Genomic DNA, 24,533 nt, shown 5'->3' with positions numbered 1-24,533 from the left:
GAGGACCGGGTCTCAGCCGTCGGCGCCGAGGATCAGCCCGGAGGTCGGCACCCCGGTCCCCGCCGTGACGAGGGCGTGCGCCGCGCCCTCCACCTGGTTGACGGAGGTGCCGCGCAGCTGGCGGACGGCCTCGGCGATGCCGTTCATGCCGTGCAGGTACGCCTCCCCGAGCTGGCCCCCGTGGGTGTTGATCGGCAGTGCGTCCGCGGCCACGAAATCGGCGGCCTCGCCGGGCTTGCAGAAGCCGAACTCCTCCAGCTGCATCAGCACGAAGGGGGTGAAGTGGTCGTAGAGGATGCCCACGTCGATGTCCGAGGGCCGCAGCCCGCTGGTCCGCCAGAGCTGGCGCGCGACCACGTCCATCTCGGGCAGCCCGGTGAGATCGTCGCGGTAGAAGGAGGTCATGCCCTCCTGGCGGCGGCCGGCGCCCTGCGCGGCCGCGGTGATCACGGCGGGCGCGTGCCTCAGGTCCCGGGCCCGCTCGGCCGTGGTGACGACGAGGGCCTGGCCGCCGTCGGTCTCCTGGCAGCAGTCCAGCAGCCGCAGCGGCTCCACGATCCAGCGCGAGGCGGCGTGGTCGGCGAGGGTGATGGGCTTGCCGTGGAAGTAGGCGGCCGGATTGTTCGCGGCGTGCCGGCGGTCGGTGACCGCGACGTGCCCGAAGGCCTCGGGAGTGAGGTGGTAGGTGTGCAGGTAGCGCTGGGCGGTCATGGCCACCCAGGAGGCGGGGGTCAGCAGTCCCCAGGGCAGCGACCAGCCGAGCGCCGCCCCCTCCGCCGAGGGCTCCCGCTGCTGGACGCCGGAGCCGAAGCGGCGTCCGGAGCGCTCGTTGAAGGCGCGGTAGCAGACCACGACCTCCGCGACACCGGTGGCGACGGCGAGGGCGGCCTGCTGGACGGTGGCACAGGCCGCGCCGCCGCCGTAGTGGATCCGGGAGAAGAAGGACAGGTCCCCGATGCCGGCCGCCTGGGCGACGGTGATCTCGGGGTTGGCGTCCATCGTGAAGGTGACCATGCCGTCGACGTCGGCGGGGGTGAGCCCGGCGTCGTCGAGGGCGGCGTGCACGGCCTCGACGGCCAGCTTGAGCTCGCTGCGGCCGGAGTTCTTGGAGAACTCGGTCGCCCCGATGCCGGCGATGGCGGCCCGGCCTCCGAGCTCGTCCCGGGTGCGGACGCTCATGCCGGCACCTCCGCGGTGACCGTCCCCGACACGTGGTGGCCGATGCCGTTGGCACCGACGACCCGGATCTCGACGGTGTTCCCGGCGACGGCGGTGACCGTCCCGGTGAGGGTCATGGTGTCGCCCGGGTAGTTGGGGGCGCCGAGGCGGATGGCCACCTTGCGCAGGACGGCCTGCGGCCCCAGGTGGTCGGTGACGTACCGGCCGACCAAGCCGTTCGTGGTCAGGATGTTCATGAAGATGTCCGGGGAGCCCTTCTCCTGCGCGAGCGCCGCGTCGTGGTGCACGTCCTGGTAGTCGCGGGAGGCGAGCGCGCCCGCGACGATCAGCGTGCGGGTGACCGGTATCTCCAGCGGCGGCAGCGTGTCGCCGATGTTCATGCGTGTTCTCCCTCGGCTGTCGAAGCGATCGAAGCTCCCAGTTCGGCCAGCAGCTCGCTGCCGCAGCCCAGGTACGCGTCCAGCTGGCGCCCCCACAGGAAGTGCCGGTGGACGGGATGGTCCAGGTCGGCGCCCGTGCCGCCGTGCAGGTGCTGGCCCGCGTGCACGACCCGCTTGCCCGCCTCGGAGGCCCACCAGGCCGCCGTCAGCGCGTGCTCCCGGGCCGGCAGGCCCTGGTCGATGCGCCAGGCCGCCTCGTACGCGGTGACCCGGATCGCCTCGGTGTCCATGTAGGCGTCGGCCGCGCGGAGCATGACGCCCTGGTTGGTGGAGAGCGGCCGTCCGAACTGTTCACGGGTGGAGGTGTGTTCCACGGCCCGGGCCAGCGAGCCCGCGCAGACGCCCGCCTGGAGCCCGGCGAAGGCGGTCCGGGCGGCGGCGAGGGTGTTCTCGTAGGCGCCGTCGCCCCCGATGCGCTCGGCCTCGGCACCGGTCAGGGTCAGCCGGCCCGCCGACCAGGGCGCGGTGGTCTCCACCTCCGCCGTCTCCACTCCGGGTGCGTCGGTCCGTACGAGCCACAGCGCCCGGTCCGCGTCCGGGACCAGTACGTGTGTGGCGTCGCGCAGCCAGGGCACGGCGGGGGCGGTGCCGGTGAGGCGGCCTTCGGACGAGGCGGTGATCCGGCCGCGCGCCGGGAAGGCCCCGGTGGCGACGGCCTCGCCCGTGCCGAGGGCCGGCAGCAGCCGGGCGCGCTGCTCGGGGCTGCCGTGCGCGGCCACGGGGAGGATCCCGTACGCGCAGGTGGCGGCGTAGGGGACCTGCGCGGTGGTGCGGCCCTGTTCCTCCAGCAGCAGGACCAGCCCGAGCAGGCCGATCTCCTCGACGGCGGTGGTCAGTCCGGCCGTGGTGAGCGCCTTCCACAGCTCGGCGTCGCTGCCGGTGCCGGCGGCGGCGAGGCGTTCGTGGGTGGCGAGATCGGCGAAGATCCGGGCGGCGAGACCGGCCGCGGCGGCCTGTTCCTCGGTGGGGTGGAAGTCCATCAGCCCTCGCTCCCGCGGAAGACGGGGAGTTCGAGGTCGTCGTCGACGCGCAGGAACTCCAGCTGGACGGGCAGGCCGATGCGCACCTTGTCGTACGGCACTCCGGTGATGTTGCTGATCATCCTGACCCCCTCGGCGAGTTCGACGAGTGCGACGGCGTAGGGCGGGTCGAACGCCGGGAAGGGCGGGTGGTGCATGACGACGTAGCTGAACACCGTGCCTGCTCCGGAGGCCTCGACGGTGTCCCAGTCGGGGCTCGCGCAGGCGTTGCAGCCGGGCAGCCAGGGGAAGCGCAGGGTGGCGCAGGAGGTGCAGCGCTGGATCAGAAGCTTGTGGTCCCGCGCCCCGTCCCAGAAGCCCTGGTTGTCGCGGTTCACCACCGGGCGGGGGCGGCGGGCCTCGGGCTTCTTCTCCCGGTTGGCCGCGGGGGCGTACTTGAGGATCCGGAAGCGGTGGGTGCCGGCGAGCTCCCCGTCCGCCTGGACGTCCATGCGGGTGGTCACGAAGTGGCCGGTGCCCAGCTTGGTCGTCTTGCGCGGTGACACGGATTCGATGACGGCGTCGAAGGTGATCGCGTCGCCGGGTCGCAGCGGGCGGAGGTACTCCTGCTCGCAGTCGGTGGCGACCACGGACGTGAAGCCGGCTCCGTCGAGGAGCGCGAACAGCTCGTCGTAGGCGGCGGAGCGGTCGGAGTGGCCGGAGAGTCCGCCCATCGTCCAGGCCTGGAGCATGGTGGGCGGAGCGATGGCGTCCGGCCCGGTGTACGCGGGGTTGGCATCGCCCATCGCCTCGCACCAGTGGCGGATCATCGGCTCGTTGACCGCGTCCTTGCCCCGGCCCCCGGTGGCGGCCGGCCGGCCTTCGAAGGCCGCCAGCAGCGCGTGGAACCGGGCCGCCTCCTCGACCGTGCCGGTACCCCTGCCGGAGCCGGAGCCCGTGTCCGTGTCCGTGCCGGTGCCCGTACGGGTGCCGGTGGCGTCCGCCGTCATCGCTTCCTCCCCTTCATGCCGAGCCGCATCATGGCGACGATCTCCCGCTGTACCTCGCTGACCCCGCCCCCGAAGGTGTTGATCTGCGCGGCCCGGTTCATCCGCTCCAGCTCGCCGCCCGCGAAGACGCCCGGCCCCGGCCCCGGCCCCCGGATCAGGGCCTCCTCGCCGACCACCTCCTGGCACATCCGGTACACCTCGACGGTGGACTCGGTGCCGAGGAACTTCACGCCGCTGGCATCCCCCGGGGCCAGGCTGCCGCCGCCCACGTCCTGGACGAGGCGCCAGTTGAGGAGGCGTACGGCGGCCAGGCGCGCGTGCGCCTCGGCGAGGCGGGACTGCACCCAGGGGAGGTCTGCGGGCCGGTCGCCGGTGACCGGGTCGGGGGTACGGGCGTGGCTGAGCGCGTACCCGTAGAAGTCCTCGGCCTGCATGCCGATGGCGGCGAGCGCCACGCGCTCGTGGTTGAGCTGGTTGGTGATCAGGCCCCAGCCGCCGTGCTCGGGGCCCACGAGGTTGCCGGCGGGCACGCGGACGGAGTCGTAGTACGTCGCCGTGGTCGTGAGGCCGCCGACCGTCTCGATCGGGGTCCACGCGAAGCCGGGGTCGTCGGTGGGCACCAGGATGATCGATATGCCCTTGTGCTTGGGGGCCTCGGGGTCGGTGCGGCAGGCGAGCCAGATCCAGTCCGCGTTCTGGGCGTTGGAGGTGAAGATCTTCTGCCCGTCGATCAGCCAGTCGGCGCCGTCCCGGACCGCGCGGGTGCGCAGGGAGGCCAGGTCGGTGCCGGCCTCGGGTTCGGAGTAGCCGATGGCGAAGACGATGTCGCCCGCGAGGATCCGGGGCAGGAAGTAGTCCTTCTGCTCCTGGGTCCCGTACTTCATCAGGGTCGGGCCGACGGTGTTGAGCGTGACCATGGAGACGGGGGCGCCGGCCCGGTAGGCCTCGTCGAAGAAGACGAACTGCTCTTCGGCGCCGCGGCCCTGGCCGCCGTACTCGACGGGCCAGCCGAGGCCGAGCAGTCCGTCGGCGCCGATGCGGCGCAGCAGTTCGCGCTGGTGGGCCGGGTCCTCGGGGGATCCGTCCGGCAGCAGATCCTGAAAGTACTCCCGCAGTTCGGCGCGGAGCCGCAACTGGCCTTCGGTCGGGGCAAGGTGCACGGCGCTGGCCTCCCGGCATCACATCATCGAGGAAACCTGACTGTCCGTCAGATTCCCCCGCGGTGTCAAGGTCGGGAAGGGAGGCGAGGGCGCAGGACGCCCCCGGAGAGTGCGGGCACGCGCGAGGGCGCCTGCCCTACCGGACCCCAGCCGGTCCGGTCGCACAGGCGCCCTCAGGATTCGGAGCGGCTCAGGCCGCGGCTACCGGCTACCACCAGGGGAAGAAATCGACCTCTACGTTCGAGTTGGCCTGGTGGATCGCCGTGAAGGCCGAGCCGTTGACCTGCGCGGTGTTGTTCTGGTTGGAGGCACCGGAACCGGTGGCCACCTGCTGCGAGGTGGACGAGTTGCCGCTGTTGGAACCGCCTACGCCGCTGCCGATGATGCTGGCGACGCTCGCATTCGATCCGCCGTTCGCGAAGGAGCCGTTGTCGGCCGATGCCACCCCGCCGAAGAGCGCGACGGCGAGGGGGAGAGCGGCGACGGCGGCGATGACGCGGGCGGTACGGATGCTTGCCATGTCTTTATCCTCCAGAAAACCGAAGTGGGACTTGCTCCAAGGCAGTTGGCCGACCGCCTCGGTCGTTCCGTGTGGTGACGACGTCGCGACACCAGAGTTGCCCACCGAATCCCCGGCGAATCACCCTGGACTCCCCGATTCCCCCGCAAGTATGACCAAAATCGGATAGACCTCATTCGCGCCCTCGAAGGACCAGGTCAGCCCCCTGGCACCGGCCGCCGTCCGCGACGCACAGGAGGAAAAACGTTCCGCCAGACCGCCCGGTCCCGGACATGCCGAAAAGGGCCGCGCCGTCCGGGAACCCCACCGTCTCCCGGGCCTGCGGCCCTGCAATGCCAAGCTTCACGCCCCCTGCACACCTCCCGGCGCACGCCGGGGTGATCCATCCGCGCCCCGCTCCGGGGGCGCCACGCGGCGCGATCCACGGTCACGACCGACCGGGCTCCAGCGCCGTACGACTACGACTGCGGCTACGACTGCGGCTACATCTACAACTGCGACTGCGACTGCGACTGCGACTGCGACTGCGAGTACGGGGTCACGCGGCGAGCGCGAGCGCTCCTCGGGCGGGGACCGTGGGAGCTCCGACTCCCACTCCGACGCCGACAGGGGATGCGATCGAGGTCAGGAGCCGATCGGCGGTTACCACTCCGGCACCCATGGCCGCGGCGGTGGTCGAACGGCGGACGGAGGGGGTCTTGCCGTGGGCCTCGGCGCGGATCCGCTGCTTGATGGTCGGCGGCAGCGAACCGCCCCGCATCATCGCCCGCCAGGTCCGCCGGGCCGCGACGGCCGGTCGGGCGACGCGGACCGCGGAGGCGGAGGCCGCAACGCCGGCGGCCGAAGCGTCGTCGGCCGGGGCGGTGGCGCCGGCCAGAACCGCCTTCCCGCCGAGGCCGAGGGAGGAGAGGAGGGCCACGAGGGCGGTGAGGAGGGAGGTCCAGATCGATGAGAGGACGCTGCGGTGGGCCATGACGGGGTGCCTCGATTCGCGATGTTCCGACGGGCGGATCTGCATACATTCGTCATGATGTGTTCGCAACCGCACCGCCCCCACCCTCCGCGCCGATCTTCCGACAAACACCACCCGGAAGGACGCATGAACGCCGCAGCAGGCCCGGGTCTGGGACCTGGACCTGCTGCGGACGAGCGGAGAAAGAGGAGCGGAGAAAGAGGAGCGGGGAAAGGCGGCCGTCAGAAGATCCGAAGGCCGATCCGGCCGAGGATGGTGCCGGCGTGCGTGCCGTAGACGGCCAGGACCGCGATGCCGGCGAGGAGCACCGCACCGAGAAGGGTGCGGCGGACGATGCGGGCGTTCATGCGTACTGCCTTTCGTTCACAGGTACGGGGTGGGTGGCGTCGCCGACGGTCAGGACCGTGTCGCAGCGGTCGCGGACGGCATCGTCATGGGTGGCGATCACGACCGCGCAGCCCTCCTCGCACATCGTGCGGAGGATGTCGACGACCATGGTGGTGTTGTCGTGGTCGAGGGCGCCCGTCGGTTCGTCGGCGAGGACGAGGGCGGGCTGCTTGACGATCAGGCGGGCCAGCGCGACGCGCTGCTGCTCACCGCCGCTGAGCCGGTGGACCTGTTCCTTCTCCCGTCCGGCCAGCCCGACCCGTTCCAGGGCCTCGGCGACCGTCGGGGCGTCCTTCCTCGCCCGTCGCGGTTTCATGGCGACCTCGAGGTTGGCCGCGACGCTCGCGTTCTCGATCAGCGCGTAGTTCTGGAACAGGTAGCCGAGAACGTCACGCCGGTAGTGCCGTGTGGCGCGCGGGCCGAAGCCGGTGATGTCGCGGCCCTCGTGCCGGATCGCCCCGGAGCTCGGTGCGTCGAGGAGGCCGAGGCAGTTGAGCAGCGTCGACTTCCCGGAGCCGCTCCGGCCGGTCAGGGCCAGCATCTCGCGGCGCGCCACGGTGAAGGAGAGATCGGACCAGAGGGTTCGCGGGTCAAAGGACTTGGACAGACTCTCGATCTCGATCATGTGGAATCTCCTGCAGAAAGGTGGGGGATCACGACTCGGTCGCCCCTTCCTTGACGATCCGGCGGTGGAAGACGACGAGGGCCACGAGCACCGCCGCGACCTCCACGGCGACGAGTACGCCGGTGACACCGAAGTCGAGCCCGGTGAATTCGGCGGGCGGGGTGGGGGCGGGGATGCCGAGGCTTTCGTAGCGGGCGGCGTCCTGGTTCTGCTGCCACACCTGGAAGGGCACCCATCCGGCGAGCAGCGCGGCCAGCAGGCCTTCGAGCAGCAGGACGGGACGGTGGGTGGCCGAGAAGGTCCAGCCGCTGATGTGGCGGGCGAAGATCGCCTGGGCGTTCTTGCGGGAATGGACGATGCAGACGCCGACCCCGGTGATGAGCAGCACCGCCACGGCCACCACCAGGTTGAACAGCTGGAGCCGGAAGTCCCCGACCACCTTGCGCAGCTCGAGCGCGGCGTCCTGCCCCACGGGGGTCACGGCGGTGACGTACGACTCCAGGTGCCGCTGCTGGACACCGGCCGCGACGTCGTCCGGGTTGTGGAAGACGATGCTGCGCTGGGAGGCGTAGCTCGTGTAGCCCTTGTCGCTCAGGTAGGGCGCGCCGTTGGGGAAGACGATGACGACAGGGTCCGTCACCAGGGAGTCGTCCGCGCCGGGGTTGTCCGAGGCGCGCGATTTGCCGCGCGGGTTGTAGGTGAAGACGCGCTGCCCGTCCTTCGTCGGCATGGCCGTCACCTGCGTCGGCGCGATCTTGCTCGGGTCGCTCGGGCTCAGCCACGTCGGGGTGAGCTCCTTGAGCCGGGCGGTGTGCTGCGCGAGGTCCTCGGGGACCAGGAGCCGGACCTGGCCGGGGGTGGCGGCGGTCGGTTCGATCCGTCGCCCGGCCGGGTCGAGAAGGGGCTGCTTCGCAAGGAAGGACTCGTTGACGACGAGCAGGTCGCCCTTGGTCAGGCCCGGTATGCCGGCCGACAGCCGCAGGTCCCGGTGCCCGGCGACGATGATCTGGCCGTCGCGGTCGGCCTGGCGGAGCCAGGGGCCGACGTTCTCGTCCAGGCTGCGCAGTGCGGTGTCGCTCGCCAGGCTGCCGTTGAACCGGATCGAGGTGGCGTCGCCGATCTTGGCGTACGCCTCCCGGCTCTCCTGCCGGGCCAGGACGTCCTGGGCGCCGAGCACGACGGCCGTGGCGATGCTGAGGGCGAGGAGCAGCGCGGGTATCCGCACGACATAGGCGCTGATCGACGCGGCGCGCGCGGGCAGTTCGCCCTTGAGCGCGCGCAGGACGTCGGTCTGGAACGTCAGCCAGAGCATGGCCGAGTGGGTGACGAGGGCGATGAGGCTGAGGGCGAGGGTGACGCCCAGGGCGATCGCGGCGAACTGGCCGAACCACGCCAGCCCGTTGTAGAGACCGAGGACCAGCAGGGTCAGGGCGGAGACCGCGGCGCAGGCGACCGACCAGAACGCCGCCAGCTGCCGCATGTCCCGCAGGAGGATCCGGCCGAACGATCTGCCCTGGAGCCGCTGCACTCCGTAGGCCTTGGCGTTGAGCAGGACGCTCGCACCGGTCATCGTGACGACGGCGAGCGCCACCACGAAGAACGAGCGGTACAGCGCGCTGTCGCCGTAGACGGTGGTCAACTGCGCCAGCGAGAAGGGCTGGTTGACGGAGGCGACCAGCCCGAGGTCGTCGAAGGTCCGGGTCAGCGACGCGGCGGCGGCGTCCGGGCCGATGACGTAGTAGAAGCCGCGCGGGTCGCGCTGGCCCAGCTCGGAGACGGGGTGCACTTCGGTCCGGTATCCGCGGCTGAACGCTGGATAGCCCTCGCGCAGCCAGTCGGAGTGGGGGCCACCGGGTGCGAGGTAGAGATGACGGCGGTGGGACGGGTCCTTGAGGTCGGGGACCTCGCGTGCGACCGTCGCGTGGTTCTTCGCGGCGAATCGGCGACCACGGAGGCGACTTGCGAGCCGCTGGCCGCGCCGTCGGCGTCCGTCACCCAGACGACGGCGGAGTGCCCGAGGGCCCAGTCCTCGTCGAGACTCCGGAGGAACAGGAAGGAGAGGGTCGCGGAGAACGCCAGTACGACGGCGTGGGCGAACTTGATACCTCGATGCAGCATCTATTGCCTAGCTAGGGGCACTTCTGGAGCGCAGCGCGTGGGGGGAGCGAGCCGCCCGGCCCCGGAGGGCCGGACGGCTCAGCACTGAAAGGCCGGGGCGTGGAACCCGGCTCAGATCAGCAGGAGGTGTTGTAGTACGACTTGTTGCCGCTCAGCTTCACCTTGGCCTGGGTGATGGACCAGGAGTCCTTGGCGGCCTCGTCGCTGTCGATGTAGGCACCGACGGAGGTCGAACCGTGGCACTTGGAGCCGTGGTAGTAGTCCGACCACACCGTGGCGGTACCGGCGCCGTAGCTCCACTCGCCGCCACCGACGTAGGCGGTGGTCGCCAGGGCCGGAGCGGCACCCGCGATGATGAGTGCGCCGGTGGCGACTGCGACCTTCATGCTGCGCTTGATCTGCACTGCTGACTTCCTTCGTTCACATGCTGATGATCATCTGCAAATAATCTTTGCGGAGAGTGTCAAAACCATCCAGGGCAGGTAAACCGGCCATATGACTCAAAGTCGTTGGTATGCCCAGACCTCCGCGATTGCGTGGCGTGCGTCACATGTGGAGAAGCCGGGAGGCCGGGCCGCGCGAGGAGAAGCCGGTGGGCGGCACGCGCCCCCGGCGGCTGCCGCAGGCGCTGAATTCGCAGAGGGGAACCACGGACGCCGGCGCCGCCGGACCGGCCGCACGACAAAACGGCCCCCGACCAGATCTCCCGGTCGGGGGCCGTTCACGTGCGGTGGGTGTGGGATTTGAACCCACGGTGACTCGCGCCACGACGGTTTTCAAGACCGATCGTGTGGCTTAACTCGCCCGTGCCTTCACCTGGGCCTTTAGCTCCGACGTACTATCTTCGGCCGTCGTGCTGGCCAGAGGTTGGCCGAACGCAGGAGATCAGGGTTCATCCGATTCGCGTCGCCGCTCCTTGGAGGCACCGAATTTCGCCTGCACGATCGGCGCCAGCGCCAGGACGGTCGCTCCGGTGCTGATGGGGCCGGCGGACGACGGGAAGAAGCAGGCGAGGACCGTGGCGAGGACCGCGACGACCGTCAGGCCGACAAGCAACCTACGCCCGTGACTAACGCCAGGCCGACCGGTGGAACGGCCCCCACTCTGCGAATGCCTGGACTCACTGGGTACTGTCATTGGTGACCTTTCACGAAGGGTCACGGCGGCTCCCGTGCCAGCGGGGGCCGCCTTTTTGCGACCTCACCACCGTGTGAAAGAAATGGTGGCAGCAATGCGCCTAACCGCAAACCTCTTCATCCACAGCCCCTGTGGATAACTCGATTTCAGATGTGGGTGAGTCGCCTCACCCTGTGGGCGAAGCGGTGGACATAATCTGTGCAAAAAATGCCTCACACCGCCCCTGAGCTGCGAAGTTGAACAACGGCTGCTGTGGATAAGAAAAAGATCCAAACTTTATCCGGAGTCACGCATTCCACTTTAAAGGCCTAGGGTGCAATATGCCGCAAACTGCGCCATAAAGTGCCTCGCAGGCCTCAAAGCGCAGGTGAAATATCAGCGCCCGAGCGTCGAGCAATACCGCCCTGGGCAACCTCCGGACACTGACGCTCCTCCTCCCCCAACAGAGAGAGACAGGCATGACCGAGTCCCTTGACCTGAGCGCCGACTACCCTGACGTATACCGGCCGACCAGCGGGGAGAGTGCTCTGAGGATGGGACCGAAGTCGACGAGGGTCTACCAGACGATCCGATCTTGGATCGAGTCGGGCAAGTACGGCCCCGGCGAAAAGCTTCCCTCCGAGCGGACCATGAGCGCTGAGCTGGAGATCGGCCGTACCGCCCTCCGCCAGGTGCTCGCACGACTGGCGAGCGAGCACCTCATCAAGGCGTACGACCGCAGCTCGTACCGAGTCGTGGGTAGCGAGACCGTGCCCACGCCGACAGAGCTGGAGCCCTGGACGATCCACGGCAGCAGGACGGTCTACGAGAACCGGTGGGTGAACCTCGACCTCGTCGACGTTGAGCCGCCCGGGGTCGAGCGGTTCGAGCACCACGTGGTGCGCCTGCACCACGTGGCGATCACGGCTGTGATCGATGAGCAGCAGCGCGTCCTGATGATGTGGCGCTACCGCTTCGTCCCGCAGCAGTGGGGATGGGAACTCCCCGGCGGGATCGTGGACGAAGGCGAGGATGCGGCAACCACGGCGGCGCGGGAGACCGAGGAAGAAACCGGTTGGCGTCCGACGAACGTCGAACACGTCGTGACGTATCAGCCCATGATCGGCATGGTCGATTCGCCTCACGAGATCTTCGTGGCACGGGGCGCGGTGAAGGTGGGCGAACCCACGGACATCGAGGAAGCTGGACAGATCGCCTGGGTGCCCCTGGCGGACATCCCCCGACTCATGGCCGAAGGGAAGCTCATGGGGTCAGGAACCCTGGTCGCCCTGCTGCACGTCCTCGCGTCGCGGGCTACAGCCGCCCCGTAAGTAGCTCCACACGCCGGCGGTGCCGCACGGACCCCGTGCGGTTCGCCAGCAGGCGCGCCTGCTGGAGGTTCGAGCGGGCCTCATCGAACTCGCCGCGGGCAAGGTGGGCCTGCGTCAGGTCGCTGTGCAGCCCTGCCTTGGCGCGGACGAACGTGGGGTCCGTCGTCTGGAGAGACGCGTAGAGGTCACCCATGGCCGAGCTGTCACCCAAGAGCGCCAGTACGTTTCCCCGCCAGCGCGCCAGGTGGTCCGCGTTCAGGAAGATGCTCAGCATGTCGGAGTCACGAGCGTGCACACCTTCCGGCAGCGCGGCCGCCGCCCGGTCCAGCGCATACCGGGCGTCGTCGTGCATGCCAGCAGCGGCGCACAGCTCAGCTTCGGCCGCGCTCAGCCAAGCCCGAAGGCGAGGCGACTGCCGCTCCGCGTGCGTGCGCTGCGCGTCCCGGATGAGCTCAACCGCCATGCCGGGTCGCCCGGCATCACCCAGGACGTACGCCTGCTCCCCCATGGCGTGAGCCAAGTACTGGGGCGCGTCGGCGTCCTGCGCGGCTCGCTTCGCCAGCTCGTAGTGCCGCCAGGCACGGTCCACAGAACCTGCGTCCAACGCTTGCCAGGCTGCCAGAGTCGCCGCCCCTGCCAGTGCCGTCGCGATCGGACGGCGCGTCCCTGGCAGGACTGCGAAGGTGAGCGCCTCCTCCATTCGCGTCAGGTGACCGCTCATCTGGTCCACCAGGCCCGATGCACCCATCTGCCGGTCCATGGTCCGCAGCAGCTCGGTCTGGTCCAAAAAGGTGCCCACCATGGAATCGCTGAGGCTTCGCGCTGCGTCGATTCGACTCAACAGGTCCTCGTAGCCATCTGCTTGCTGGGGGATCGAGCGTGCAGGCTCCCCGCCCAGCTCGGCGTCCGTCACCCCGAGGAGCGGCCGGAGGATCACGGCGTACCGCTCCGTGATGGCCCGCCGGCCGTTCTCCCACTCCGACACATAGGTCTTCAGGCTCGCGCTCGATGCGACGTTCAGCATGTGCTGCCGCGCGTAGCGCTCAATCTCGAAGATCAGTCGGTCCTGCGACCATCCCCGCGCAGTACGAACAGCTCGTAATCCCTTGCCCACGTGCATCGCCTCCGATGGCCGTGCCACCTGCGGGGGCTTAACCGAATCGCCGCAGGTGGGAGCGGGTTAACACCCTTGAGGTTAACCCCTGTTGGCTACCGAGACCCCCTGTCTGGGTCGTTTCCTGAAGTCACACCGGAAGAACACCGGCAAGCCCCGAACGAACCAAGGGCTTGCATCTGGTGCGCACCAGATGCCATGCTTCTGGTGCGCACCAGATGGCCCGCAAGGGCTCAACTTCGGTGTGCACGTACGACCGAGAGCCCGCTTTACAGCCCGGAGGAAAGCCCGAGGGGGCGAGTACGAAGGCAGCGCCCGTTCCTTAAGAACTCAACAGCGTGTCAAGCGAAACGAGACGGGGCGTGACCCCCGTCCCCATGGCGACGGGGTGTCGCTGGCGGCAACACCTTCTCTTGCGTGCTGGCTCTGGAGACCACCTTCGGGTGCCACCCGGTACGCGCCGCCCTGCTGGCGTCAGAGCAGCGACGATGACGCACCCGACTCCCAGGCTCGGGACCGGAACGCCGTGGCAACGGTGCTCCGGCGAAGCCTCGCCCCTCCGGTTAGGAGGCTGCTGTGTTCCACCGACATCTGCGGGCGCTCGCCGTACTGGACCGGTACGGCCGGCCGTGCCCTCCGCGTCATCGCTCAACGGCCGTGTGAGGCAGCTTCGGGCTCATGGCCCGCCGTCGCTCGCACTGCAACACCGTCCGAGTCGCCTGGCCGTCTCGGTCGGCTGCCTCCTCCACCCGTCCGGCCCCCGGACCGTACGGGTGGGGTTGTAGGGAGCCGAGTACCTCAGCTCCACCCCCAACGCAGTGCAGCCCCCAGCGCTCGAACGCCGGGGGCTGCTGTTCGGGCCCCGTTCCTCTCTCGAAGGAGCAAGACCCATGAAGTCCATCGCTGCACTTCAGAACCTCGTTACCCCGTGGTCCGACGGCCTGGAGCCGACGGACGCGGAACTGGACGCGATCGAGCAGGAGATGCCGCTGATCCAGGCGCGCGTCGACCTGCTGGACGCCCAGATCATGACGATCGATCGCACGCCGTCCGAGGTGGACGAGCGTCGGATCCGCCGTGCCCGGAACCGGGTCCTGGTCGCCCGGCGGAACCTGGCCAACCGCATCGTCGGATCGATGGTCTCGGGTGATGCGGCATGAGCAAGCAGATCTTCGGAGCGCAGCTCTCTCTGCGCTGCTGCGGTACGACCTTCCCGGAGCGGACGGCCGGCCCGTGCTGGCAGTTGTACGTGGCCACGATGGGGCTGGTCGGCGAGTGGCCCACCTTCACCTGGCCGATGTCCACCGACATCCCGAGCGTCGAGGCGCGCAAGGCGGCTCTGGCGTACCTCGGTTTCGTGCTCACCGAGGACGCCGAATGGGAGTGGACGGAGCACACCGGCCCGGACTACCACCCCCACCCGGTGCGGGTGCTCCTGCTGGGCGCGGTGAAGGTCCGACCCCTGGAAGGCGGTGTGGCATGACGCAGAGCGCCCGCCTTGCGAACTCCTACTTCGGTGAGTGGGAGATCTACATCGTCACCGCTGACCCCGCCGACGACTGGCCCACCCACTGCTTCGGCCGCACCTCGCCGATCCCCACGCTCGCCGAGCGCACCGCCGCCCTGACCGGCCTCGGCTACGAGGCGGCGGACGGCGCTGCCTGGGAGTGGATGGAGTTGCCCAACGGCGACATGGACACCGTCGAGCTCCTCGCCTCGTTCGACGTCCGTCTGGTCGGTGAGGCCCCGTGAACCGGGCGGGCAAAACGCTCCTGGTGCTGGCCCTGGTGGCCGTGGTCGGCATGGCGTTCCGGGTCTCCTGGAACGCCCTGCGCGACATCGCCAAGGCCATCGGTGCTGACGACACCGCTGCGACACTTTACCCATTCGTCGTCGACGGCCTGATGGCCCTCGCCCTCGTCGCAGCCCTCGTGCTGACCGACGTTGCCCGCAAATTCGCCCTGCGAGTACTCGCCGGATACACGCTCGCCTCACTCGTCCTGAACTACGTCCACGGACTCCTGCCCGACCTGCACGCCGAGTCGATCGGCTGGAGTCGACTGGCGGACGGGGACTACACGAACTGGGCGCTCGTGCTATTGGCGACGTCGCTTCCGGTCGGGTCGATCTACTTCGGATCCGACCTCGTCGCCAAAGTCCTACACCACCGACCCACAGTCGACCCGAACACGCCGAAATCAACTCAGACTGATGTAAATCGGTCGATGCCTGACCAGGGCGAACCGCTGGTCGAGGAGACGGCCCCGGGGGTGGCGGTGGACTCTTCCCCCATCCCGGTGGGCGAGTCGATCGCGGCCCTGCCGCAGCTCGCCGTGGCGGCCGAGTCGACGCGTCCTCGTCGGGCGACCGGTCGGGTACCGGCCGCTGCTCGATCGAGTCGACCGGTCCGCACGGACATCGAGTTGCTGGCCGAAGCGCGGAGCCTGACGGAGTCGTGGCCGGTCGAAAAGCTGACCGGCGAGGGGATCCGCAAGGCCCTGCGTACGTCCCCGGCCAAGGCTCGGGTCGTGCGTGAGGCGTTGAAGGCGGAGCGGGAGCGGGACACCGCTGCGGCGGTGTCCGGATGAGCCGGATCAAGTGGGCCGACTGCTTCGATCCGATGGGAAGAGTCCACGGCCTGCCCACCTTCCCGTGGCGCCTCGCCCCGGACGGACTCGCCACCCGGCGTCAGCTCCGCGCCCTGGGCCTGCGTCCCGGCGGTCAGGACATCGCCGGTCAGATACTCCGGCCTCGCTTCCGTCGCGACCCACTGACCGCATTCCTCTACCGCGTGGACCGCGCCCTGCCGGTCCGACCGATGACCCCGGCCAAAGCCGCCGCGCTCGCCAAGGCCAATACGGCCCGTCGTACCTGCCCTGAATGCCGAAGGGATGCCGGATACGTGATCCCGGCCTCGCTCGGCAAGTGCGTCCCCTGCGCCTACCCCGAAGGGAACCTCGATGGAGCATCTGCCTGACCTCCCGCGCGTCGTTCAGCTCCCCGACGGCCGCCACGTCTACGCCGATCCCGGATCTCTGCCCGCCGCGTTCCAGGGACCGCAGGTCGTCCACCAGCACATCCACCAGGCCGCCCCCGACAAGACCGTGCAGCGCATCGCCCTCGGGTCCGGGGTCGGCGCCGGAGCGGTCGCAGCCGGCGTCTACTTCGGGCCCCTGCTCATCGGGGTGCTCACCGCGATCGCCGCGAACATCGCGATGCTCGCCTTCCTCGCCCTGATCCTCGCGTGGGGCGTCCACACGGTCGTGAAGTCGACCGGCAGCTCCCAGGGCGCCGCCGCCGTAAGGAACGCACGCAGGCTCGCTCGTCGCCGCCGTCGCTGACGGCTGCCCGATCCACCCGCCCTCGGGCGGGTGGTGAGGGGAGCCGGACAGACCGGCCCGCGGAAGGAGTCCGTGATGGCGAAGGACCCGAAGTTCACCGCCAAGGAGATGGCTCAGCTCGGCTGGTACACGGCCCGGATGGCCAAGCGCGGTATCGCCAGTCAGACCGTCTACCAGGGCGACCTGGAGAAGAAGATCGACCGGATCATCGACGGCGCCTGGCAGCGCGAAGTGCAAGCGGCCAAGGACGCTGCTGCGGCCGAGAAGGCTGCCCGCAAGGCCGCGGCGAAGGCCAAGAACCGTAAGTAGCTGTGCCCCCGGAGCGGCCGTCCCGGCCAAGGAAACCGCGCCGCTCCGGGGCCCTACCCACCCGCCCATAGGCGAGAGCAGGAGTTCACAGCATGACCGATTCCCCGACCACGCACCTGCGGGCCGTCCCCGACGAGGACGTCGAGCCGGTGATCCCGAAGATGGTCGACAACCCGAACCTGCCCGACCCCAAGGTCCGCGAGGAGAAGCGCAAGCCGGTCCTGGCCGGGTGGCTGACCAACCGGCGTGACTTCGCCGCCACCGCCCGCCACGCCGCCGCGAACCTCGGCTACGCCACCCTCTTCCACGGCGTCCGGATGCCCGTCTACGCCGCCCGACTCGGTATCCGCTGCCCTCGGGGAGCCTGCCGGTTCATCGCCTCCACCAACCGGTGGGTGTGGGACCGCGAAGCAGCACCGTTGCGGGACTTCGCCGTCCGCACCGAGGACGTCGACGAGTACATGCGCCTGGCCAAGCTCCGCCAAGGCCGCATCCGCCTCCGCGGCTTGGTCACCCTCGTCGCCGCCGTGTTCGGCCTCTCCTTCGCCCTCTGGCTCTACGTCCTGGCGCCCGTCTACCTGTACGCCTTCGCCGCCGGCGGGGTCCTCCTCCTGGGCCTGGCCGGGCAGCAGCCCGACGCCCCGGTCATCGGCCCGGCCGTGTTGAAGACCGAGCTGCAGAAGATGACCGGCTCGATCGTGCTGCGCGGGTTGGACAGCATCGGCAACGCGAAGATTTCCGCCGCCATCAAGAAGGGCGGTGACATGAACGGCCTCCGTTTCACCTCGGAGATCGTGAGGGACGGGCCCGGCTACCGCGCCGACCTCGACCTCCCGTACGGCGTGACGCCCGAGGACATCATGGAGGCCCGCAAACCGCTGGCCTCCGGCCTGCGCCGCAAGGTCGGCTGCGTCTGGCCCGCCCCGGACCCGACGGAGCACGAGGGACGGCTGATCCTGTGGGTCGGGGACAAGCCGATGAACGAGACCACCAAACCCGCCTGGCCGCTCCTGAAGTCCGGGCAGGTGGACCTGTTCAAGCCCGTCGTGTTCGGCAACGACCAGCGCATGCGGGACGTGTCCGTCACCCTCATGTTCGCCGCGGTCGTCGTCGGCTCCATCCCCCGCATGGGCAAGACGTTCCTCATGCGGCTGCTCCTGCTCATCGCCGCCCTCGACCCGCGCGCCGAGATCCACGCGTTCGACTTCAAGGGCACCGGCGACTTCTCCGCTCTGGAGCCGGTCTGCCACCGCTACCGGGCCGGCGAAGAAGACGACGACATCGAGTACGTCGTCCAGGCCCTGCGCGAACTCAAGGACGAGCTCCGCCGCCGCGCCAAGGTCATCAAGTCCCTGCCCCGCTCACGCTGCCCGGAGTCGAAGGTCACCCCCGAACTCGCGTCGGACAAGACCCTCGGGCTGCACCCGATCGTCGTCGGCCTGGACGAGTGCCAGGTCCCCTTCGAGCACGAGAAGTACGGCCAGGAGATCGAGGACATCTGCACCGACATCACCAAGCGCGGCCCCGCCCTCGGCATGGTCGGCATGTTCGGCACCCAGCGCCCCGACGCCAAGTCCCTGCCCACCGGCATCTCCGCGAACGCGGTCCTCAGGTTCGCGCTCAAGGTCATGGGGCAGCCCGCCAACGACATGATTCTCGGCACCTCGATGTATAAGGCCGGGTACCGGGCCACGATGTTCTCCCGCTCCGACCGCGGCATCTGCTGGATGGCCGGCGAGGGAGACGACCCGCGCATCGTCGCTTCCGCGTTCGTGGACGCGGTCGCCGCCGAGCAGGTCGTGGCCCGCGCCCGGAAGATGCGCGACGAGTACGGCAACGTCACTGGCCACGCCATCGGCAAGGGCCCCGAGGCCACGGCCGGCGTCGACATCCTCGCCGACGTCCTCGCGGTCATTCCGGCCGACGAGGACGCGGTGTGGTGCGAGCGGATCGCTGCCCGCCTCACCGGCCTTCGCCCCGACGTGTACGCGGGGTGGAAGGGCGAGAACGTCACCGCCGCCCTGAGGCCCTGGGGCATCAAGCCCGGCCAGGTCTGGGGCCAGACCGACGAGGGCGAGGGCAAGAACCGGCGGGGCATCAAGCGCGCCGACATCACCACCGCCATCACTCGCCGTGACGCCGATCGGGCCGCGGCCTGACCCTCGAACCGGTGCTAGACCTAGCGGGCGCCGCTGCTAGGTCTAGCACCCCCGCTAGCAGCCCATCACGCCTCTGAACAGGGGACTAGCATCTAGCGGCTCACCTGCGAAAAGCCCCGGAACCGCCCCAGCCATGGGAAGAGACCCGCATGCTCATCGCTAGCACCGCCCTCATCCTCGCCACCCTCGCCGGTTACACCCTGTTGTGCATGGCCAGCCCCTTCGGGAACTGCCGCAAGTGCGACGGTGCCGGCGCCAAGCTCACCGTCAACCGCGCCGGGAAGCTCAAGCGGGTCAAGCCCTGTCGCCGATGCAAGGGCCAGGGCAAGCGCCTGCGCGTCGGCCGTCGCCTGCACAACCACAGCCGGGAGATCCACCGCGCCGGCAACCGCTGACCCCGGACAGCAGGCCGGTGGCCGCACGCCATAAGGCGGACCCCGCTCCGATGGTGGAGCTAGGCGGACACGGCCACCGGTAAGACCCCGAGCTTGTCAGCACCCGGGATGCGAGCAGCGTCCCAGCCACCCCGAACTGCCGTCAAAGGAGATTCCGGCATGGCCATCACCGTCTCGCTCGTCGCGCTCTTCGGACTCGTCCTGTACTTCCTCCTGCGCTCCCACAGCCTCAGCGCGGGCAGCGCCTTCGTCGCCGCCGGCTTCGGATTCTTCCTCGCCTCGACCGGTGCCGCGGGCCCCATCAACGAGATGGCCAACGCCATCGTCCACGCCATCCCCAACCTCTAGGGAGACAGCACATGCCCCGGCTCCGTATCCGCCGGACCACCTGGCCCCGCCCGGCCCTGATCCTGACCGACACCCCCCGGCCCACCTGCCCCCGTTGCCAGGGCGAGGGCGGCCGTAGCTACGACTACGGCGACTACGAGACCGGTGAGTACGCCGGCACCGAATGGGACCCCTGCACCTGCTGGAACGAGGAACAGCGCTGGACCCTGCTCCCGCTCCCGCACCTGCCCCACCGCCGCCGGACCACGGCCGACCCCTGGGCCACCAGCGACGAACCCCCGTTCTAAGAACACCGAAGGCGGCCCCCTCACGCCAATGACTGGGGCCGCCCTCATCCAGAACCCTCAAGAACTGGAGAGACCAGCATGACCCACCCGACCGACTTCCCGCGAGACCCCGCCCGCCCGGCCTTACCCACCCAGCTACGAACCGCGCTCTGGCTCGCCGGGCTGGGGCTGCCCGTTCTGCCGCTGCGGGAGGGCAAGCTGCCCTTCGGGAACTGCCCCGCCTGCACCAGCAGCAAAGGCGTCGGGCCCTGCCAATGCGGCGACCGCCCGAACATGAAGTTCGCCGGGCCCTGCCACTGCCCCGCCCCCTGCCACGGCTGGGCCGCCGCCGCCACCGACCCCGACATCCTCACCGGCCCGGCCTGGGCGACCGCCTGGCGCCAGGCGGTCGCCCTCGCCTACCACCCCGGCGGGGCCCACCTCACCGTCGTAGACCTCGACAACCCAGACGCCATGGCCTGGGCCCGCGAGCACCTCCCCGCCACCAAGGCCGTAGCGACGACCCGCGGGGAGCACTGGATCTACCGGGGCGCCATGCAGTCCGCCAACAAGGTCCGGCCCGGCGTGGACGTCAAGTCCCTCATGTCCTACGCCCGCTGGTACGGCCCCGGCACCGGCCCCATCACGGTCCTACCGGACGTCGTCCGGGCGCTGGTCGTGAGGGAAGAGTCCACCCGGGCCCTTCGCGGGGAGGTGGACTCTTCCTCCCCGACCCGCGCCACCTGGGACCGTTCGGTTGCCACCGGATGCCGCCACAACGACACCTTCGTCCAGACCGGCCTCACCCGGGGCCTCGCCAGGATCGCCGCATGCCCCGAGCAGGGCGCCGGCAGCACCGCATACGGGGTCGCCCGCTTCCTCGCCAACCAGCACACCCGATGCCCCGGGCCCTGCGGACTGGAGATCCTCGGAGACCAGATCATCGACGCGGCCGTCGCCGTCGGCGTGCCCGAGGCGTACGCCGAACGCGCGGTCACGCGTGGCTTCGACGCCGCGGCGGTGAGGGCATCGTGACCACCGGCCCCCGCTCCGCCAAACCAACCCGCGCCACCACCGGGAGTGGTGCGCCGAAGGTCGTCGCCGAAGGCGTCCTTCCTGCCCTTCGTTCTCACCCGCGCTGGGACGACGGGCGCCGCCCCGTCGCCTGGCTCCACATCACCGCCCCCGGACGCGGCGTGACCCCGTCCGTCCGGTCCTGGTGCATGTGCGGGCGGGACCTGTTCGCCGCCGGACAGCGGCGCGCGATCGCCCTGATCGCCGACCACGAGCAGCACCGCACCGACTGCGCCCACATCACGCCCGCTCAGGAAGGAGGGAAGGCCGCATGAGCCTCGCCGAGGAGCTGCCCGCTCCGTCCAACCCGATGGCCGTCGCGCGCCGGATCCTGCCCGGCTGGCAGGACGAGCAGGAGCGTCTGCTGTGCCGGCGGTGGCGGGGAGCGTGGATGCGCTGGACGGGCACCTGCTGGCGCGAGTTCGAGGAGCAGCAGATGCGCGCCACCCTCTACAAGGAACTGGAGCACGCGACCTACGTAGCGGGCCTCGACAAGGACGGCCTGCCCGAGGTCAAGGACTGGGCGCCCACTCGCACCAAGCTCAGCAACCTCCTGGACGCCCTGTCCGCCATCACGCTGCTGCCCTCGGAGGTGGACGCCCCCTCCTGGACCGACCGGGAGGAAGCTGCGACCGACCGAAGCCCGATCGTCGCCTGCGAAAACGGACTCCTGCGGATCCGGGACCGGGCACTGCTGCCCCACACACCGGGGTTCTTCAATCTCGTGTCCGTGCCGTTCGCCTACGACGAGGACGCCACGGCCCCGACCTGGCAGAAGTTCCTGAACCAGCTCTGGCCCGATGACCCCAGCGCCATCCAGGCCTTGCAGGAATGGTTCGGCTACGTCCTGTCCGGCCGCACCGACCAGCAGAAGATCCTGCTGATCAAGGGGCCCACCCGGTCCGGGAAGGGCACCATCACCCGGGTCCTGACCGAGTTCGTCGGCAAGAAGAACATCGCAGGTCCCACCCTGGCCAGTCTCGGCACCAACTTCGGGCTGTCCTCCCTCGTGGACAAGCCTCTGGCGGTCATCTCCGATGCCCGTCTGACCGGCAACGAGGGCGGTCAGGTGGTGGAACGGCTCCTCACGATCTCCGGTGAGGACACCATCGACATCGACCGGAAGTACCGCGACCTGTGGACCGGGAAACTGCCCACCCGGCTGATGATCCTCACCAACGAACTCCCCAGCTTCGGAGACTCCTCCGGCGTGATCGCGCGACGGTTCATCGTCCTCAACATGACCGTCTCCTGGCTCGGCAAGGAAGACACCACCCTCGACGAATCCCTCAAGCGCGAGATGCCCGGCATCCTCAACTGGGCCCTCGACGGACTCGCCCGCCTCCAGCAGACCGGCCGCATCACCCAACCCGCCTCCTCCCAGGACGCGGTCATGATCATGCAGGACACCGCATCCCCCACCAGCGCATTCGTCCGCGAACGCTGCAACACCGGACCAGCCTGCGAAGTACCCGTGGATGCCCTGTGGGCCGCCTGGCGCGAGTGGGCCGAGGACAACGGCGTACGGGCCGGAACCAAGCAGGTCTTCGGCCGCAACCTCCAGTCGGTCGTCCCCCAGCTCCGCCGCACCCGCCCACGCGACCAGTACGGCCGGCAGGTGCCCGCGTACAGCGGGATCACGCTCAAGCAGTCCGATCCACATTCCCCTGAGTCGCGACTCACCGCGACTCAACCGGCCATAGACCACGTCTGAGACGCGTTGAGTCGCGACTCAACGCAATGTGAATCCAACTCGCGCACGACCGCCAGACGGCAAGGAGTGAACGATGGCCCGCCCTCAGATGCTCAAGCTCGCTGAGGTACTCGCTGAGATCGACATGAGCCGTGCCGCCTTCTACCGCATGCGCTCTCGTGGCAACGCGCCCCGACTCCACAAGCTCCCGAACGGTCAACTCCGTGTCCGGCGGTCCGACCTGGACGCCTGGTTGAGCGGGTGCGAGGTATCGGCCGCGTAGACCCGACCCGTACATCACAGGGCCCCAGCCGGACGGCTGGGGCCCTCCCCTTTGAGCGGAGTCACCTTGTACAGCTATGACGTGCGGATCTGGGGTATCCGTTCCAGGCAGAGCAAAAGCGCCCCCTACCAGCTGCGATGGGTCGTCGGGGGTAAGGAGCACCAGGCTCCGTTCCTGACCAAGACGCTGGCCGACGGTCGACGCGCTCAGCTCATGGGCGCCGTCCGCGACGGCGAGCAGTTCGACGTCACATCTGGGCTCCCCGTCTCGGAGCTTCGTCAGCTCAAGTCGCCCACCTGGTTCGAGCACGCCCGCGCCTACACCTGCATGAAGTGGCCGGACGCAGCCGCCAAACACCGCGTCGGCATCGCTGAGGCGATGACCAACGTGACCATGGCCCTGGTGACCGGCGGCAAGGCTGCTCCCAACCCGCAGGTTCTCCGACTGGCCCTACGATCGTGGGCCTTCCAGATGACGGTAGCCAGCAACGGGAACGTGGTCGCCCGAATGGAGGCCGAGCAGCCGCCGGCCGCCGTTGCTCAGGCGTTGGACTGGATCGCAAAAAACTCTCTCCGCGTGACCGATGTGGCGGAGTCGGAGAATCTTCGCCGTGCCCTGTCCGCTGTTTCGCGGCTCCTCAACGGCAAGCGCGCGGCCGACAACACCGTCCGGCGCAAGCGTGCTGTCCTCAGCAACGCCCTGCGGTACGCCGTCGAGTGCGACGTCCTACCCGCCAACCCTCTCCCCAAGGTCGACTGGGACCCTCCGCAGACCGATGACGAAGTCGACTTCCAGTACGTTCCCGGTCCCGAGCTTGCGAGTCGGCTCCTGGATGCCGTCGGCGCGCAGGGCACCCGGGGCGAGCACCTCCATGCCTTCTTCGGCTGCATCTACTACGCCGCCATGCGTCCGTCCGAAGTGGCCGCACTCACCAAGGCTGACTGCAAGCTTCCCCTGAAGGGATGGGGGGAGCTCGTCCTTCGCCGGAGTCGGCCGGAAGTCGGGGCGGGGTGGACAGATGGAGGGACGTCCTACGACGAGCGGGGTCTCAAGCGGAGGGCTCGGAAGGCCAGCCGGTCTGTACCCATCCCGCCCGTACTTGTACGGCTGCTCCGGAGCCACCTGGATCGCGATGGCGCTGCCGCCGATGGGCGGCTCTTCCGCGCGGTTGAGGGCGGCCGGGTCGGCTCGAACGAGTACACCCGCGTGTGGAGCGAAGCACGCCGGAGGGCACTGCCTGCTCAGGATGTCGGGACGCCGCTCGCGGAGGTCCCGTACTCCCTGAGGCACGCCGGCGTATCGCTGTGGATCAAGGCCGGAGTGGACCCCGTCGAGGTGGCTCGCCGCGCCGGGCACAGCGTGGCGGTGCTCTGGAAGTTCTACGCCAAGATCCTTCGCGGCCAGCAGCAGGTGTCAAACCAGCTCATTGACCAGGCCCTGGCGGACGAGAGCACCACGGGGGGGTCCTGATGGCCTGGCCACAAGTTGGCCACACACGCTGGTCACCATGGCGACAGGGGCGATCCAGGGTGAGACAGGGTGAACGACGAAGGGGTGCCCCTCGTGGAGGGGCACCCCTTCTGATCAGCGTGTTCTCTGACCTGTGGCGGTGGGTGTGGGATTTGAACCCACGGTGACTCGCGCCACGACGGTTTTCAAGACCGTTCCCTTAGGCCGCTCGGGCAACCCACCCTCGCCCCTGCCGACCAGCGGCGGAGCGGGGTCCAGAGTAC

General features: G+C 69.5%; 30 protein-coding genes and 2 tRNA genes. 17 read left to right on the top strand and 15 right to left on the bottom strand.

Features of this window, described 5'->3' with window-relative positions:
* Positions 1–12: 12 nt before the first annotated feature.
* The 13 genes from RIU97_RS20930 to RIU97_RS20870 all read right to left on the bottom strand — a co-directional run bounded on the left by RIU97_RS20930 (position 13) and on the right by RIU97_RS20870 (position 10,427).
* A complete protein-coding gene (locus RIU97_RS20930; RefSeq protein ID WP_404958966.1) occupies positions 13–1,179 on the bottom strand; it encodes a lipid-transfer protein in 1,167 nt (388 codons plus the stop codon).
* Positions 1,176–1,559: a MaoC family dehydratase gene (locus RIU97_RS20925; RefSeq protein ID WP_404958964.1), complete on the bottom strand. Its 384-nt coding sequence runs from the start codon at positions 1,557–1,559 to the stop codon at positions 1,176–1,178. The genes RIU97_RS20930 and RIU97_RS20925 overlap by 4 nt, the downstream gene beginning before the upstream one ends.
* Entirely contained in the window at positions 1,556–2,599 is a 1,044-nt protein-coding gene (locus RIU97_RS20920; RefSeq protein WP_404958962.1) for an acyl-CoA dehydrogenase family protein, read from the bottom strand. The genes RIU97_RS20925 and RIU97_RS20920 overlap by 4 nt, the downstream gene beginning before the upstream one ends.
* Entirely contained in the window at positions 2,599–3,588 is a 990-nt protein-coding gene (locus tag RIU97_RS20915; RefSeq protein ID WP_404958960.1) for a bifunctional MaoC family dehydratase N-terminal/OB-fold nucleic acid binding domain-containing protein, read from the bottom strand. Before RIU97_RS20915 ends, RIU97_RS20920 begins: the two co-directional genes overlap by 1 nt.
* Positions 3,585–4,748: an acyl-CoA dehydrogenase family protein gene (locus RIU97_RS20910; protein WP_404958958.1), complete on the bottom strand. Its 1,164-nt coding sequence runs from the start codon at positions 4,746–4,748 to the stop codon at positions 3,585–3,587. Before RIU97_RS20910 ends, RIU97_RS20915 begins: the two co-directional genes overlap by 4 nt.
* 208 nt (positions 4,749–4,956) lie before the next feature.
* Positions 4,957–5,268: a hypothetical protein gene (locus RIU97_RS20905; RefSeq protein ID WP_404958956.1), complete on the bottom strand. Its 312-nt coding sequence runs from the start codon at positions 5,266–5,268 to the stop codon at positions 4,957–4,959.
* 538 nt (positions 5,269–5,806) lie between these two features.
* On the bottom strand, positions 5,807–6,241 hold the full coding sequence (locus tag RIU97_RS20900) for a DUF6344 domain-containing protein (protein ID WP_404958954.1): 435 nt from the start codon (positions 6,239–6,241) through the stop codon (positions 5,807–5,809).
* A gap of 221 nt (positions 6,242–6,462) precedes the next feature.
* Positions 6,463–6,588 carry a hypothetical protein gene (locus RIU97_RS20895; RefSeq protein ID WP_401610300.1) on the bottom strand — a complete coding sequence of 42 codons (126 nt, stop codon included), beginning with the start codon at positions 6,586–6,588 and terminating at the stop codon, positions 6,463–6,465.
* Positions 6,585–7,253, bottom strand: coding sequence for an ABC transporter ATP-binding protein (locus RIU97_RS20890; RefSeq protein ID WP_404958952.1), 669 nt, complete (start codon positions 7,251–7,253; stop codon positions 6,585–6,587). The genes RIU97_RS20895 and RIU97_RS20890 overlap by 4 nt, the downstream gene beginning before the upstream one ends.
* A 28-nt stretch (positions 7,254–7,281) precedes the next feature.
* Positions 7,282–9,039: a bacteriocin-associated integral membrane family protein gene (locus RIU97_RS20885; RefSeq protein ID WP_404958950.1), complete on the bottom strand. Its 1,758-nt coding sequence runs from the start codon at positions 9,037–9,039 to the stop codon at positions 7,282–7,284.
* 448 nt (positions 9,040–9,487) lie between these two features.
* The gene (locus RIU97_RS20880; RefSeq protein WP_404958948.1) at positions 9,488–9,775 is read right to left on the bottom strand and encodes a lactococcin 972 family bacteriocin; all 288 of its coding nucleotides are present in this window, start codon (positions 9,773–9,775) and stop codon (positions 9,488–9,490) included.
* A 327-nt stretch (positions 9,776–10,102) separates the two neighbouring features.
* A tRNA-Ser gene (locus RIU97_RS20875) sits at positions 10,103–10,177 on the bottom strand.
* Positions 10,178–10,256: 79 nt separating this feature from the next.
* Complete coding sequence (locus RIU97_RS20870) at positions 10,257–10,427, bottom strand: hypothetical protein (protein WP_404958946.1); 171 nt, start codon at positions 10,425–10,427, stop codon at positions 10,257–10,259.
* 614 nt (positions 10,428–11,041) lie between these two features.
* Here RIU97_RS20870 and RIU97_RS20865 point away from each other — a divergent pair.
* Positions 11,042–11,818 (top strand): NUDIX domain-containing protein, encoded by a 777-nt coding sequence (locus tag RIU97_RS20865; RefSeq protein ID WP_404962892.1) that lies wholly within the window; start codon positions 11,042–11,044, stop codon positions 11,816–11,818.
* On the opposite strand, the gene RIU97_RS20860 is transcribed toward RIU97_RS20865, so the two are convergent.
* Positions 11,802–12,932 (bottom strand): helix-turn-helix domain-containing protein, encoded by a 1,131-nt coding sequence (locus RIU97_RS20860; RefSeq protein WP_404958944.1) that lies wholly within the window; start codon positions 12,930–12,932, stop codon positions 11,802–11,804. The genes RIU97_RS20865 and RIU97_RS20860 overlap by 17 nt on opposite strands.
* A gap of 890 nt (positions 12,933–13,822) precedes the next feature.
* On the opposite strand from RIU97_RS20860, the gene RIU97_RS20855 reads away from it, so the two are divergent.
* From RIU97_RS20855 to RIU97_RS20780, 16 genes are all read left to right on the top strand, one after another.
* Entirely contained in the window at positions 13,823–14,092 is a 270-nt protein-coding gene (locus tag RIU97_RS20855) for a DUF6284 family protein (protein WP_404958942.1), read from the top strand.
* Positions 14,089–14,415, top strand: a complete 327-nt coding sequence (locus RIU97_RS20850; RefSeq protein WP_404958940.1) for a DUF6303 family protein — start codon at positions 14,089–14,091, stop codon at positions 14,413–14,415. The genes RIU97_RS20855 and RIU97_RS20850 overlap by 4 nt, the downstream gene beginning before the upstream one ends.
* The gene (locus RIU97_RS20845) at positions 14,412–14,684 is read left to right on the top strand and encodes a DUF6303 family protein (protein WP_404958938.1); all 273 of its coding nucleotides are present in this window, start codon (positions 14,412–14,414) and stop codon (positions 14,682–14,684) included. The genes RIU97_RS20850 and RIU97_RS20845 overlap by 4 nt, the downstream gene beginning before the upstream one ends.
* Complete coding sequence (locus RIU97_RS20840) at positions 14,681–15,520, top strand: DUF2637 domain-containing protein (RefSeq protein WP_404958936.1); 840 nt, start codon at positions 14,681–14,683, stop codon at positions 15,518–15,520. The genes RIU97_RS20845 and RIU97_RS20840 overlap by 4 nt, the downstream gene beginning before the upstream one ends.
* Entirely contained in the window at positions 15,517–15,909 is a 393-nt protein-coding gene (locus tag RIU97_RS20835) for an RRQRL motif-containing zinc-binding protein (protein WP_404958934.1), read from the top strand. Before RIU97_RS20840 ends, RIU97_RS20835 begins: the two co-directional genes overlap by 4 nt.
* On the top strand, positions 15,893–16,273 hold the full coding sequence (locus RIU97_RS20830) for a DUF6251 family protein (RefSeq protein ID WP_404958932.1): 381 nt from the start codon (positions 15,893–15,895) through the stop codon (positions 16,271–16,273). Before RIU97_RS20835 ends, RIU97_RS20830 begins: the two co-directional genes overlap by 17 nt.
* Positions 16,274–16,348: 75 nt before the next feature.
* Entirely contained in the window at positions 16,349–16,582 is a 234-nt protein-coding gene (locus tag RIU97_RS20825; RefSeq protein ID WP_404958929.1) for a DUF6257 family protein, read from the top strand.
* Positions 16,583–16,674: 92 nt separating this feature from the next.
* Positions 16,675–18,741: a cell division protein FtsK gene (locus RIU97_RS20820; protein WP_404958928.1), complete on the top strand. Its 2,067-nt coding sequence runs from the start codon at positions 16,675–16,677 to the stop codon at positions 18,739–18,741.
* Positions 18,742–18,890: 149 nt separating this feature from the next.
* Positions 18,891–19,136 (top strand): hypothetical protein, encoded by a 246-nt coding sequence (locus RIU97_RS20815; RefSeq protein WP_404958926.1) that lies wholly within the window; start codon positions 18,891–18,893, stop codon positions 19,134–19,136.
* A gap of 159 nt (positions 19,137–19,295) precedes the next feature.
* Positions 19,296–19,484, top strand: coding sequence for a hypothetical protein (locus RIU97_RS20810; RefSeq protein ID WP_030742441.1), 189 nt, complete (start codon positions 19,296–19,298; stop codon positions 19,482–19,484).
* A gap of 11 nt (positions 19,485–19,495) precedes the next feature.
* The gene (locus RIU97_RS20805) at positions 19,496–19,771 is read left to right on the top strand and encodes a hypothetical protein (RefSeq protein WP_404958924.1); all 276 of its coding nucleotides are present in this window, start codon (positions 19,496–19,498) and stop codon (positions 19,769–19,771) included.
* A 78-nt stretch (positions 19,772–19,849) separates the two neighbouring features.
* A complete protein-coding gene (locus tag RIU97_RS20800; RefSeq protein ID WP_404958922.1) occupies positions 19,850–20,785 on the top strand; it encodes a bifunctional DNA primase/polymerase in 936 nt (311 codons plus the stop codon).
* Positions 20,782–21,099, top strand: coding sequence for a hypothetical protein (locus tag RIU97_RS20795; RefSeq protein ID WP_404958920.1), 318 nt, complete (start codon positions 20,782–20,784; stop codon positions 21,097–21,099). The genes RIU97_RS20800 and RIU97_RS20795 overlap by 4 nt, the downstream gene beginning before the upstream one ends.
* Entirely contained in the window at positions 21,096–22,538 is a 1,443-nt protein-coding gene (locus RIU97_RS20790; RefSeq protein ID WP_404958918.1) for a phage/plasmid primase, P4 family, read from the top strand. Before RIU97_RS20795 ends, RIU97_RS20790 begins: the two co-directional genes overlap by 4 nt.
* Before the next feature lie 73 nt (positions 22,539–22,611).
* Entirely contained in the window at positions 22,612–22,800 is a 189-nt protein-coding gene (locus RIU97_RS20785; RefSeq protein ID WP_254381996.1) for an AlpA family transcriptional regulator, read from the top strand.
* A 66-nt stretch (positions 22,801–22,866) separates the two neighbouring features.
* A complete protein-coding gene (locus RIU97_RS20780) occupies positions 22,867–24,270 on the top strand; it encodes a site-specific integrase (RefSeq protein WP_404958915.1) in 1,404 nt (467 codons plus the stop codon).
* A 134-nt stretch (positions 24,271–24,404) separates the two neighbouring features.
* On the opposite strand, the gene RIU97_RS20775 is transcribed toward RIU97_RS20780, so the two are convergent.
* Positions 24,405–24,492: transfer RNA gene (locus tag RIU97_RS20775), tRNA-Ser, on the bottom strand.
* Positions 24,493–24,533: the final 41 nt, after the last annotated feature.

Origin of the sequence: Streptomyces sp. 147326, assembly GCF_045000215.1 — a bacterium.
GTDB lineage: Bacteria > Actinomycetota > Actinomycetes > Streptomycetales > Streptomycetaceae > Streptomyces.
Note: the sequence above shows the minus strand (reverse complement) of the source record. Positions and strands in the feature narration are given on the sequence as shown.